The 12,590-nt window shown below is 75.3% G+C and carries 8 protein-coding genes; 4 read left to right on the top strand and 4 right to left on the bottom strand.

Features of this window, described 5'->3' with window-relative positions; translation table 11 throughout:
* Positions 1-13: 13 nt before the first annotated feature.
* A complete protein-coding gene (locus VKK44_RS06025; protein ID WP_343445845.1) occupies positions 14-5,032 on the bottom strand; it encodes a WG repeat-containing protein in 5,019 nt (1,672 codons plus the stop codon).
* A 161-nt stretch (positions 5,033-5,193) separates the two neighbouring features.
* On the opposite strand from VKK44_RS06025, the gene VKK44_RS06030 reads away from it, so the two are divergent.
* The 3 genes from VKK44_RS06030 to VKK44_RS06040 are packed head-to-tail and all read left to right on the top strand — an operon-like array spanning position 5,194 to position 7,851.
* Positions 5,194-6,045, top strand: coding sequence for an ABC transporter permease (locus tag VKK44_RS06030; RefSeq protein ID WP_343445846.1), 852 nt, complete (start codon positions 5,194-5,196; stop codon positions 6,043-6,045).
* Positions 6,038-6,886 carry an ABC transporter permease gene (locus VKK44_RS06035; RefSeq protein WP_343445847.1) on the top strand — a complete coding sequence of 283 codons (849 nt, stop codon included), beginning with the start codon at positions 6,038-6,040 and terminating at the stop codon, positions 6,884-6,886. Before VKK44_RS06030 ends, VKK44_RS06035 begins: the two co-directional genes overlap by 8 nt.
* Positions 6,883-7,851 (top strand): ABC transporter ATP-binding protein, encoded by a 969-nt coding sequence (locus VKK44_RS06040; RefSeq protein ID WP_343445848.1) that lies wholly within the window; start codon positions 6,883-6,885, stop codon positions 7,849-7,851. Before VKK44_RS06035 ends, VKK44_RS06040 begins: the two co-directional genes overlap by 4 nt.
* Positions 7,852-7,858: 7 nt before the next feature.
* Here VKK44_RS06040 and VKK44_RS06045 read toward each other — a convergent pair whose 3' ends face one another.
* The 3 genes from VKK44_RS06045 to nadA form a co-directional block, all read right to left on the bottom strand.
* Positions 7,859-8,467 carry a DUF3043 domain-containing protein gene (locus VKK44_RS06045; RefSeq protein ID WP_343445849.1) on the bottom strand — a complete coding sequence of 203 codons (609 nt, stop codon included), beginning with the start codon at positions 8,465-8,467 and terminating at the stop codon, positions 7,859-7,861.
* 70 nt (positions 8,468-8,537) lie between these two features.
* On the bottom strand, positions 8,538-9,893 hold the full coding sequence (murA, locus tag VKK44_RS06050) for a UDP-N-acetylglucosamine 1-carboxyvinyltransferase (RefSeq protein WP_343445850.1): 1,356 nt from the start codon (positions 9,891-9,893) through the stop codon (positions 8,538-8,540).
* Between the two features lie 214 nt (positions 9,894-10,107).
* Entirely contained in the window at positions 10,108-11,283 is a 1,176-nt protein-coding gene (gene nadA / locus VKK44_RS06055) for a quinolinate synthase NadA (RefSeq protein ID WP_343445851.1), read from the bottom strand.
* A gap of 43 nt (positions 11,284-11,326) precedes the next feature.
* Here nadA and VKK44_RS06060 point away from each other — a divergent pair, with 43 nt between their 5' ends.
* Positions 11,327-12,487, top strand: a complete 1,161-nt coding sequence (locus tag VKK44_RS06060; protein WP_343445852.1) for a glycerate kinase family protein — start codon at positions 11,327-11,329, stop codon at positions 12,485-12,487.
* Positions 12,488-12,590: the final 103 nt, after the last annotated feature.

Genomic DNA, 12,590 nt, shown 5'->3' on the forward strand with positions numbered 1-12,590 from the left:
GTGGCTCCCCGGGTCAGAGCACCGGGTTCGCGTCGGCGAGCAGCCGGTCGATCTCGGCGGCCACCGCGGCCCGGCCCGGGTGCACCGGGTCGATCAGCGGCTCACCGTGCCGGTCCAGCGCGCCCCAGCGACCCGTCTCGGTGGTGACCAGGAACGCCACCGGGTGGATCACCAGCGTCGGGTACGCGGGCGCCACCCGTACCCGGCCGTTGCGGTCCACCACCCCCCGCCGGCCGGCCAGCTCGACCACCGCCAGCCCCTCCTCGGTGAAGCCGTCCAGGTGCCGGCCGTCGGCCAGCGGCGTGCCGAGCCCGTGGTAGCGGGTCGGCACCACCACCTCACCGGCGTGGTCCACCGCCCCCCAGCCGCCGTTCTGCCGCACCGCGGCCAGGCCGTTGCGGAACGGTCGGACCTCCTCGTAACCGGGCGGGATCTGCACGATGTTCATCCGGTCGACGGCCATCCACCGGCCCTTGCCGTCCATGCTCACCCACGACAGGCCCTCGGCGAACGCGCCCACCGAGCGGTAGCCGTTGTTCGCCTCGATCAGCGCCGCCCCTGACGTGTCGATCAACGCCCAGCGGGACGCCTCCGGCCGGCGGACCCAGGCCAAACCCTCGTGGAACGGCTGCGCCTCGGCGTACCGGTGCCCGATCACCAGCTCACCGTCGGCGTCCGCGTACCCCCAGAGCTCCTGCTCCTCGTCGAACGTCGCCACCGGGTACCGCGGCGTGCCGAGCACCTCCGCCCGCCCGCGCGGCGCCGGCCCGAACCCGTCGCTCGCCGCCCGCGCCGCGACCGCGTCCAGCGCGACCAGGGTCCGTGCGTTCAGCGCCGCGTCCTCGCCCCGGCGCAGGTCCAGCGCCCGCTCGAAGTGCAGGCACGCCTCGGTCAGTCGGCCCTGGTCGTAGCAGCAGCGACCGGCGTGCTCGTGCAGCAGCGCGCGCAACCGGTCCGGCAGTTCCGTCGAGTTCGCCTCGGCGAAGAGCCGGTCGGCCTCCGCGTACTCGCCCCGCCAACGCAGCACCTCGGCCAGCCGGGCGCGGGCCAGCGCGGTCCGCCGCAACTCGCCGGTGGCCTCCGCGTACGTGAGGGCCAGCCGCGCGTCGGCGACCGCGTCGTCGGCGTCACCGAGGACCCGGGACGCCACCGCACGCAGGCTGAGCAGCCGCGCCCGGCTGCGGTTGTCCAGCGCGGTGTCGAGCTTGCCGGTGAGACCGTCCCGGATCCGCCGCAGCTCCGCCGGATCGGGCGTCTCCTCGCGCAGCGTCTCCGGGTGCAGCCGCCAGTGGACGGCGGCCAGGGCCCGCTCCGGGTCCACCGGACGCGGCGGCGCCGGCTCGTCGCCCGGCAGGTCCGCCCGGACGTCGCCCGCCGGCCCCGATCCGGGGGTACGCGGGTCAGCCGACCGGCCGGCCGGGTCCGTCCGTACCGGTCCGGCGTCGGCTCGTGCCGCCGACGCGCCGACCGGCTCGGGTGCGTCCCGCTCTCCGACGGTCGTACCGGTCGTGGCGTCGGCCCGAGTGGTGCGGGGGGTGGGGATGCCGGCGGGCGTGGCGGGGGCCTCGGTGGTCGCCGCGTCGGTCCGGGCCGTGGTGGGGGCGTCGGTGTCGGTGGGCGTGGCGTGGGTGCGGGGCGCGTCGGTGGCGGCGGGGTTCGTGACGGCCGGGTTCGTGCTGTCGGTGGGGGTCGTGCCGGGGGCACGCGAGTCGGTGGAAGTGGCCTCCGCCCGGGTCGGGCCGGCGGGATCCGTGTCGGTCGCCGCGGCGCTCCGGACGTGGCCGGCCGGAGTCGGGGTGGGATCGACCGGACCTCCTTCGGCCAGGGTGGTGCTGGCGGAATCCGCAGCGGCCGGTGGGGTGCTGGGCGAATCTTCTTCGGCCAGGGCCACGCGACGCGGCTCGTCCTCAGTGAAGACCGCGCCGGCGGACTGCTCCTCGTCCGCCACCGCGACACCGGACGCCGGTCGGAGGACGTCTCTCGGCCCACTGCCGCTCGGGCCCTGGTCGGTCGCGTTGGCGTCGGTCGGGCCGTCACCGGTCGGCTCGTCACCGGTCGGGCCGTCCACGACCGGTGCGGGGCCGGGTGCGGCGGCGTCAGCGCGCACGTCGCCCGCCACCACCTGCTCCCGGCCGTCGGTGTTCGGAGCGGTGCCCCCGGTCCCCGGGGCCGGCGCGGTCGAGACCCCTGCTGCTCCCGAGGGGACGGTCGTATCCTCGACCGCCGTGGCCTGCGGCACGGCATCCGTGCTCGCCACGGCGTCGGTCCCCGGGCCGGGCTGGACGTGGACGACCGCGTCAGCCGTGGCGCCGGACTCGGTGCGCGACGGCTCGTCGGTGTACGGCTGTGACGTGACGTCGGTGCCCGTGCGCGACGGCTCGTCGGTGCCCGTGCGCGGCGGCTCGTCGGTGTACGGCTGTGACGTGACGTCGGTGCCGGTGTGCGGCGCGTCGTCGGTCACCGGGACCGGCGCGGCGTCGACCCCGGTGAGGGCCGTCGCGTCAGGGGCGGCCGTGTGGACCGCCCGGTCGTCGGTGAACGTGCTGTGGTGCCCGGCCGGGTCTCCGGTCGTTGCCGGCCCGTCGTGACCGGCGGATGGCGCGGAGTCGGTGGTCGGGACGGTCGACGTGGGGGTTCGGGAGCCGGCGGGCGCCGTGAGCGGCGTCGGGGAGTCGGCGGGCGCCGACGCCTGGGACTCCGGCGGGCGCGCGCCGGGGTGCGCGACCCCGGTCGCCGTTGCGGCGAGCGGGCCGGCCGGCGGGTCGGCCGCGCGGTGTCCGTCCTGGTCGACGTGCTCGGCATCGTCGACGGACGTGGACGTGAACCGGGTGTGCCCGGCTCGTTCGGTGGCCCGGGGCGTGGTGCCGAGCCCGGTACCGTCCCGTCCGTCCGGGCCGGTGCCGGCCGCTCCGCCGTCGGAACGCCCGGCGGGACCGGCTGGGCCGGCGGGGTCGGTCGGATCCGGGCGGACCGCCTGGTGCACGGATGCGACCGCCGACTCGTTCACGCTCTCAGGTCCGTAGCGGTCGCCGGCCGGACCCGTCGCTTCGGCGGGCGCGATCGGACCGACCTGGCGTTCCGGCCCGGCCGGCGTGGCAGTCGCGACCTCGTCCGTCGGCGCGGCAGCCGGGACGTGGCCGGCCGGCGTGGCGGCGGGAACGGGTTCTGCCGGCACGCTCGGCCCGCTGGAAACGGACGGCGCAGCCGGCTCCGCGGAAGGGGCCGTGCCGCCCGGTTGACCGTCACGCCCGCCGGCCGTCGCCGGGTTGTTCGGCCGGAACCATGTCTCCGCGCCGGAGCCACTCGTCTGCGGCGTCGGGCCCGCCTCGTCTACCGGCGGGCGGTACCCGGCATGCTCCGGCCGGTCCCGGCCCTGGCCGGCAGCCGTGCCACCGACGGTCGGGCCGGCTGTCGGGCGCTCACCTCCGGCCGGCGTGGCCGGTCCGGCGTGGGGCGTCCGAACCTCCGGCGGACCGGAATGGCCGGGCCGGGTCGGTCCGCCGCCGTCGGGCGTCCGGCTGGACGCGGGGCCGGGGTAGGCGGGCGGGGCCGGACGAGTGGGAGTGGCCGGGCGAGCGGGAGCGGTCGGGCGAGTCGGAGTGGTCGGGGCCGGTGCGTCGGCCGACACCCCGGGCGCGGACGCCCGCGAACCGGGCCTGCCGGGTCCGGGCACGTCCCGGACGGGAACGCCGGAGACCGGAGCGACGGCGGGCCCGGTGGACACCCGCCGGCCCTCCTCGGCAGCCGGCCGACGGATCTCGTCGTGGCGACCGGGCGCCGGGGGAGCGGACCGCCGCGGCTCGTCCGGTCGGGTCGGCGGTACCGGCCGTGCCGGGACGTCACCGGCCCGGGCCGGCGCGTGCTCGTCGGGGCGTACCGGCCACTGGGCCGGCCGAGGCCGGTGGTCCGGGTGCGCGGCGGGCGGTCGGGCGTCCCGGGACTCGGGGCGGGCCGGGCCGTCCTGCTCCGGACGGCGGCCGTCGCGGCGCGGGTCGTCGGTCGGACGGACCGGGTACCCGTCCGGGACGGGCCGGTCCGCGGGCGGGCGGGACCGCTCGTCGGGCCGGTACGCGGCCGGCTCGGTACGCGGTCGCCGCTCGATCACCGGCCACTCGCCCTGTGGGGCGTGGATCCGGTCGGGTGGCGGGTGCTGACCGTCCCACCGCTGGTCGACCGCGGGGCGCGGGGCGCCGTACCGGTCGGTCCCGGTGGGGACGGCGGCGTCCCGGCGCGGCGTGCCGTCCACCCACCGTCCGTCGACCGGCTCGCGCCGGTCCGTCGGGGGACGCGGTCCCGGCTCGCGCCAACCGTCACGGGCCGGCTCGCCGTGTGCCGCCGTGCCGCGCTCGCGCGCGGGGCCGGCCTGACCGTGGCGTTCCGTCGGCCGGCCGGGTACGGCATCCCGCCCCGCGTCGGCCGCCGGCCGGCGGCGCTCGGACCAGCCCGCCGCGGGTTGCGGGATCTCGCTCGGCTCCGGCATCCAGCCCGGTGCCGGCGGGGTCGACCGGTGCGACGGCGCCCCGGGGCGGGTCCAGCGCTGGTCGAAGCGTTCGGGCGACGGAGGCGGGCCGGGCGGGGTCCGGTCCGCCGGACGCGGGGGTCGACCGTCCGGGCCGGACCGGTCCGGAGAGTCGCGCCACTCGCCCGACGCGCCGACCGGCCGCGGCCCGCGCACCTCGTCCGGCGCGGCCGGGCTGACCGGGTACGTCCCGCGCGGGGCGGCCGGGCTGACCGGGTACGTTCCGCGCGGGGCGGCCGGGCTGACCGGGTACGTCCCGCGCGAGCCCGCCGGGCTCACCGGGTACGCGTCGGTCGGTGCCGGGCTGATCGGATGCGCGTCCTCGGGGGCGGGGCTGACCGGGCGTACCTCGGCGCGTCCCACCACGGCCCGTCGACGCGGCGGGGGCGTCAGGTGTTCGAGGCCGATGTCACCCGGGTAGCGCTGCCCGGGGAACTGCGGCTGCCACTCGTGGGTGGGCTCGAGCGCCCAGGCCGGTTCGGCCGGCTCGCGCCAGCTGCCCCAGCCACTCATCGGCAGTCTCTTCCGCGGCTCGCGCGGCGCGGCCCCGGAACCGGCTCGCGTCGCTCGCTCACGGCGGTGTCACCTCGTTGGAAATTGTCGCGCTGGGGCGTCGGACGTGCCGGTAGAGTCGCCCGGCCAGCACGTCTTGGCTGCGGAAGGAGGGTAACGGCGTGGGCTCGGTCACCGCCACTGTGGCGTCACCCACCGACGGACACGTTACCCCATGGTTTCGGACATTCGGCGCGATAGTGGCGGCCGGGTTCCGGCGGCACGCCACCTACCGCCAGGCGGCCGTGGCCGGAGTGGTGACCAACACCGTGTTCGGCTTCCTGCGCTGCTACATCTTCCTCGCCGCCACCGACGCGGCCGGCACCGTCGCCGGCTACGACCGGGCGCAGCTCGCCACGTTCGTCTGGGCCGGGCAGGGGCTGCTGGCGGTCATCGCGATCTGGGGTTGGACCGACCTGGCCGACCGGATCCGCTCCGGCGAGGTGGCCGCCGACCTGCTGCGGCCGGTGCACCCGGTGACCAACTATCTCGCCGTCGACCTGGGCCGGGCCGGGTTCGCCGCGCTCGCCCGGCTGCTGCCCCCGCTGGTGGTCGGCCCGTTCTTCTTCGCGGTGTACCTGCCCCGGCACTGGGCCACCGTGCCGCTGTTCCTGCTCTCCACCGTGCTCGCGGTGGTCGTCTGCTTCGGTGCCCGCTACCTGGTCAACGCCACCGCGTACTGGTTGCAGGACGTCCGCGGTCCGATGATCCTGTGGACGCTGTGCTCGGGCGTGCTGGCCGGGCTCTACTTCCCGCTCGGTTTCCTCCCCGGCTGGCTGGAGGCGATCCTGCGCTACGCCACCCCGTTCCCGAGCCTCCTCCAGGTCCCGCTGGACGTGCTGGTCGAGCGGGAACCGATGTCGACAGGTCTCGGCCTCGTCGGGCTCCAACTCGGCTGGGCGGTGCTGCTGCTGGCGCTCTGCCGGCTGGTGCAGCGCCGGGCCGAGCGCCGCCTGGTGGTGCAGGGTGGCTGAGCACGCCGGTGCGCCCCGGGCGGCGGAGGTCGAGGTCGTCGGCGGGGCGCTGCGGGCGTACCGGGCGCTGCTCGGCGCGCAGGCGCGTGCACAGGCGGCCTACCGCACGTCGTTCGTGGTCGACCTGGTCGGCAACCTGGGCGCGACCGTGTTCGACGTGGTCACCGTCCTGGTGATCTTCGGGGTGACGCGTGAGCTGGGCGGCTTCACGCTGCGCGAGACGCTGGTCGTGGTCGGGCTCTCGTCGTGCGGGTTCGCCGCCGCCGACCTGCTGGTCGGCAACGTCGAACGGCTGCCCCGGTACGTGCGCACCGGCCTGTTCGACGCCGTGCTGGTCCGCCCGCTCGCCGCGTTGCCCCAACTGCTGCTGATGGACCTGCCGCTGCGCAAGGTGTCCCGCGCGGTGTTCGGCCTGGCCGTGCTCGGGTTCGCGCTCGCCTCGGCCGGGATCGACTGGACGCCGGGCCGGATCGCGCTGGCCGTGGTCGCCCCGCCGGCCGCGGTGGTCTTCTTCGCCTCGGTCTTCGTCACCACCGCCACGGTGTCGTTCTACTGGGTCGACTCCGGCGAGCTGGCCAACTCGGTCACCTACGGCGGACGCGACTTCACCTCGTACCCGGTCACCGTCTACGGCGGGTGGTTCCGCGCGCTGTTCGCGTACGGGATGGGGTTCGCGTTCGTCAGTTACCACCCGGCGCTGGCGCTGCTCGGCCGCGCCGACCCGCTGGGCCTGCCGGCCTGGGTGGGCTGGGCCGCGCCGGGCGTCGCGCTGGTCGCGGCAGCGGTCGCGGCCCTGGCCTGGCGCGTCGGTATCCGTCACTACCGGAGTACGGGGTCATGAACGTCATCGAGATGGACGGGCTGCGCAAGGAGTTCACGGTCCGGGTCCGGACCGGGACGCTGCGCCGCGAGAAACGGACGGTGACCGCGGTCGACGGCGTCGACCTGCGGGTGGAGCGCGGCGAGATGCTCGGCTACATCGGCCCGAACGGCGCCGGGAAGTCGACCACGCTGAAGATGCTCACCGGTGTGCTCATGCCGTCGGCGGGCCACGCGCGGGTCTGCGGGCTGCGGCCGGTGGCCGACCGGACCCGGCTGGCGCTGCGCATCGGGGTGGTGTTCGGGCAGCGCTCCCAGCTCTGGTGGGACCTGCCGCTGCGGGACTCGTTCGACCTGCTGCGGCACATCTACCGGGTGCCGGCCGGCGCGCACGCCGCGCGGCTGACCCGGTGCCGCGACCTGCTCGACCTGGACGCGTTCCTGGACACCCCGGTCCGGCAGCTCTCCCTGGGGCAGCGGATGCGCGGCGAGCTGACCGCGGCGCTGCTGCACGGCCCGGAGGTGCTCTTCCTGGACGAGCCGACCATCGGGCTGGACGTGGTCAGCAAACAGGCGGTCCGGGGCTTCCTGGCCGAGCTGGGCCGGGCCGGCGACACCACGCTGGTGCTCACCACGCACGACCTGGCCGACATCGAACGGCTCTGCCGGCGGCTCGTGGTCATCGACCACGGCCGGGTGGTGCACGACGGCTCGATCGCGGAGCTGCACCACCGGTACGGCTCACGCCGGATGGTGGTCGCCGAGCTGGACACCGCGCTGCCCGAGACGCCGGTGCTGCCGGGCGCGCCGGTGCAGCGCGTGGAGGCGGACGGGCGGCGGCTGGTCTTCGCGCTGGAACGGGCGAGCGTCGCCGAGGTGGTGGCGGGGCTGGCCGGCCTGGCCACGTTGCGGGACATCTCGATCGTGGAGCCGGACATCGAGGAGGTCGTCACCCGCCTCTACCGCACCCCGGCCGAGATCGACTGACGACCGTTCAGACCTTGTCGCCGATGTTGACCCGGGGGGCGGGCGCGCGCATCTTGCGGAACGTGATCGACCGCATGATCGCGTAGAAGTAGAGCGAACCGAGCTTCTCGGTGCTCTTCGGGAAGCGCGCGCGGACCAGCTTCCTGATCTTCCGGGAGATCAGCACCGAGTCGATCAGCACGCCCAGGGCCAACGCGCCCCAGAGCAGGTTGGACACCAGCCGCACGATCGGCGGCATGGCCTGGTTGGAACCGACCAGCACGATCAGCGCGCCGCCGAAGAACCAGGTGCCGACCGTACGCCGGGAGTCGACCACGTTGCGGGCCAGCAGCCGTTCCGGCCCCCGGTCCCGCGGACCGCCCTCGCGACGGAACTCGGCGCTGGCCTCGGCGCGCGCCACGCGGCGCTGCTCCCGGGCCTCCTCCTTGGTCAGCGGGCGGGCCGGCGCGGCGGTCCGGCGACCGGCGGCCGGGCGCTTCGGAGTGGTCCGCCCGAGCTCCTTCTTGCTGGGCGTGTAGCCCCGGGGGCGGGCGGCGGCGGACTCCTCGTCGGTCGTCACCGTGGTGACGGACTCCTCGACGAGGTCGGCGGACTTGCGGCGAAACAGCGACGGCACGCCGGCAAGGGTAGCCAACTCGTCGGGCCCGCCGCACATCGCGGTGCGCCGGGCCCGACGACGGGGTGGATCAGGGACGCTCGACGTGCGCGCCCAGATCAGCCAGCTTGGCCTCGAAGTCCTCGTAGCCCCGGTTGATCAGGTCGACGCCGTAGACCCGGGAGGTGCCCTCGGCGGCCAGCGCCGCGATGAGGTGGCTGAACCCGGCCCGCAGGTCCGGGATGACCAGGTCGGCCGCGTGCAGCTTGCTCGGGCCGGCGATCACCGCCGAGTGCTTGAAGTTGCGCCGGCCGAAGCGGCACGGCGTGCCGCCGAGGCAGTCCCGGTAGACCTGGATGTTGGCGCCCATCGTGTTCAGCGCCTCGGTGTAGCCGAGCCGCTGCTCGTAGACCGTCTCGTGGACGATCGACAGGCCCCGGGCCTGGGTGAGCGCGACCACCAGCGGCTGCTGCCAGTCGGTCATGAAGCCGGGGTGCACGTCGGTCTCCAGCGCCACCGCGTTCAGCTCGCCGCCCGGGTGCCAGAACCGGATGCCGCCCTCCTGGCCCGGGTCGCCGAGCTTCGGCGGCCGGGTGTCGGTGACCTCGTACTCGCCGCCGACGGAGCGGAAGATGTTCAGGAACGTCATCATGTCGGCCTGCTGCGCGCCGAGCACCTCGACGTGACCGCGGGTGGCCAGCGCCGCCGCCGCCCAGCTCGCGGCCTCGATGCGGTCGGGGATCGGCCGGTGGGTGTAGCCGTGCAGCTTCTTGACGCCCTGGATCTCGATCACCCGGTCGGTGTGGACCTTGATGATCGCGCCCATCTTCTGGAGGATGCAGATCAGGTCGATGATCTCGGGCTCGACGGCGGCGTTGCGCAGCTCGGTGACGCCCTCGGCCATCACCGCGGTCAGCAGCACCTGCTCGGTGGCGCCGACGCTCGGGTACGGCAGCGCGAACTTGGTGCCATGCAGCCCGTTGGGCGCCGACAGGTGCAGGCCCTCGGGGGTCTTGTCGACCGTCGCGCCGAACTCGCGCAGCGCCTGGAGGTGGAAGTCGATCGGGCGCGGACCGATGTGGCAGCCGCCCAGGTCGGGGATGAACGCGTGGCCGAGCCGGTGCAGCAGCGGTCCGCAGAACAGGATCGGGATCCGGCTGGACCCGGCGTGCACGTTGATCTGGTCGGTGCTGGCGCTCTCGACGTTGGACGGGTCGAAGACCAGCTCGCCGTCCTCGGTGCCGTCGGTCACCTTCACCCCGTGCAGGCCGAGCAGCCCGCGGACCACCTCGACGTCACGGATCCGGGGCACGTCGAACAGCCGGCTGGGTGTGTCGCCGAGCAGAGCGGCCACCATCGCCTTGGACACGAGGTTCTTCGCGCCGCGCACGCGGATCCGCCCTTCGAGCGGAGTGCCTCCGTGTACGACCAGGACGTCGTCGGTCAACGCAACCTCCAGCGCGTTGGGTGTTGCCGTGTAGGTGAGGGGCTCACGATTGTCATCGCTACCCGGATCGCGGCCATGGGAAAACAGGCACGCGTATGTCGTCGCCCCGGCAGCATAGCCCTCCGTGACGAGAATGGAATCGGTCACATCGCCAGCGGGGGCACGAACCGGGGCCTCCGGTGCGTTTCCGTGCCAGCGAACTCACCGAGGGTGATCAGGCGCCCGGCAGCGCCAGCATCTGGTCCAGCGCCGCGCGGGCATGACCGGCGGTCTCCGGATCCACCGTGATCTGGTTGACCACGCGGCCGGCGACCAACTCCTCCAACGCCCACACCAGATGCGGCAGGTCGATCCGGTTCATCGTCGAGCAGTAGCAGACCGCCCGGTCGAGGAACATGATCTGCTTGTCCGGGTGGGCCAGCGCGAGCCGGCGTACCAGGTTCAGCTCGGTGCCCACCGCCCACGCCGAGCCGGCCGGGGCCGCCTCGACGGCCTTGATGATGAACTCGGTGGAGCCCACCAGGTCGGCGGCGATGACCACCTCGTGGCGGCACTCCGGGTGCACCAGGACGTTGACGCCGGGCACCCGCGCCCGCACGTCGTTCACGCTCTCCAGCGTGAACCGGCCGTGCACCGAGCAGTGCCCGCGCCACAGGATCATCTTCGCGTCGCGTAGCTGCTCCGCGGTGAGCCCGCCGCCCGGCTTGTGCGGGTCGTAGAGCACGCAGTCGTCGAGCGAGAAGCCCATCTCCAGCACCGCCGTGTTGCGGCCCAGGTGCTGGTCGGGCAGGAACAGCACCTTGCGGCCCTGCTCGAACGCCCAGTCCAGCGCCCGCTTGGCGTTCGACGAGGTGCAGACCACGCCGCCGTGCCGGCCGACGAAGCCCTTGATGTCGGCCGACGAGTTCATGTACGTGACCGGGACGGTGTCCGCCGCCACGCCCAGGTCGGTCAGCGTGTCCCAGGCGGCCTCGACCTGCGACAACACGGCCATGTCGGCCATCGAGCAACCGGCGGCGAGGTCGGGCAGGATCACCTTCTGCGCGTCCGAGGTCAGGATGTCCGCGCTCTCGGCCATGAAGTGCACGCCGCAGAAGACGATGTACTCCGCGTCCGGGCGGGCCGCCGCCTCCCGGGCCAGCTTGAACGAGTCGCCGGTCACGTCGGCGAACTGGATCACCTCGTCGCGCTGGTAGTGGTGGCCCAGCACGAAGACCTTGGTGCCGAGCGCGGCCTTCGCGGCGGTCGCGCGGGCCACCAGGTCGGGATCGCTCGGCGCGGGGAGGTCACCCGGACACTCCACGCCACGCTCGGTGGCGGGATCGCTGCCGCGGCCGAGGAGCAGCAGCGCAGTGGCCGTGTTGGAGGGCTCAACCCAGGTCGAAGTCACGCCCCCATGGTCCCACAGCCCGGCCGCCGCGCAGCCGCCACGGATGTGGCCTGCCACACTGCTGCGCATGCGCGTGCTGCTCTGTCCGGACAAGTTCGCCGGAACCCTGCCGGCCCCGGAGGTGGCCGCCGCGGTGGCCGAGGGCTGGCGGACCGTCGCCCCCGACGACGACCTGCTGCTCCGACCGCTCGCCGACGGGGGGCCCGGGTTCGTCGCGGTGCTCGCCGGGGCGCTGCGCGGGCGGCGGCTGCCGGTGCACACTGTCGACCCGCTCGGCCGGCCCGCCGCCGGTGAGATCCTGCTCACCGACGACGGCGTGGCGTACCTGGAGAGCGCGCAGGCGTGCGGCCTGCACCTGCTGTCCGCCGCCGAACGTGACCCGAAGGCCACCACCTCGTACGGCCTGGGTCTGCTGGTCGCCGCCGCGGTCGAGGCGGGCGCGCGGACCGTGGTGCTCGGGCTGGGCGGTTCCGCCACCAACGACGGCGGCGCCGGGATGCTCGTGCCGCTCGGCGTCACCCCGCTCGACTCCGCCGGCCGGGCGCTGCCGTACGGCGGGGCGGCGCTGGCCGGGGTGGCCGCGCTCGACGGCGTACCCCGGTTGCGGGGCGCGGCGCTGGTCGCCGCCACCGACGTGGACAACCCGCTGCTCGGGCTGCACGGCGCGAGCAGCGTCTTCGGGCCGCAGAAGGGCGCCGACCGGGCGGACGTGCTGCTGCTGGACGCCGCGCTGGAGCGCTGGGCGACCGTGCTGGTCGAGGCGCTGCCCGGGTGCCCGCCCGACCTCGGCGCGCTGCCCGGCGGCGGCGCGGCCGGTGGCCTCGGCGCGGCGGTGCTGGCCCTCGGCGGCCGGCGCGAGTCGGGCATCGGCCTGGTCACCCGCGCGGTCGGCCTGGACGCCGCCCTGGACGCCGCCGACCTGGTGATCACCGGCGAGGGCTCGTTCGACCACCAGTCGCTGCGCGGCAAGGTGGTCGCCGGCGTGGCCGGGGCGGCCCGCGACCGCGGGGTGCCGTGCGTGGTGCTGGCCGGACGGGTGAGCACCGGGCGGCGGGAGGCCGCCGCGGCCGGCGTCACCGAGGCGCACAGCCTGGTCGAGCACTTCGGCGGCGAGCAGCGCGGGGGAGTGGCGGCGGCGATGGAGCGGCCGGCCGAGGGGCTGCGCGCGCTCGGCGCCCGGCTGGCCGGCCAGTGGAGCCGCTGAGGCGTTCCGCTGGTCACGCCGCCGGGTGATCGAGCCGACAGCGGCGTACGATCGGAGACGGACCACCGGGAATACTGGCGGACGTGCGGCGTTGGCCAGTACG

Origin of the sequence: Micromonospora sp. DSM 45708, from assembly GCF_039566955.1 — a bacterium.
In the GTDB taxonomy this organism is placed as follows: Bacteria; Actinomycetota; Actinomycetes; order Mycobacteriales; family Micromonosporaceae; genus Micromonospora.

What these genes read in the sequence shown, in the direction of transcription:
- VKK44_RS06025 (WP_343445845.1), bottom strand. Translation starts at nt 5,032, where the DNA reads ATGAGTGGCTGGGGCAGCTGGCGCGAGCCGGCCGAACCGGCCTGGGCG.
- VKK44_RS06040 (WP_343445848.1), top strand. Translation starts at nt 6,883, where the DNA reads ATGAACGTCATCGAGATGGACGGGCTGCGCAAGGAGTTCACGGTCCGG.
- VKK44_RS06060 (WP_343445852.1), top strand. Translation starts at nt 11,327, where the DNA reads ATGTGGCCTGCCACACTGCTGCGCATGCGCGTGCTGCTCTGTCCGGAC.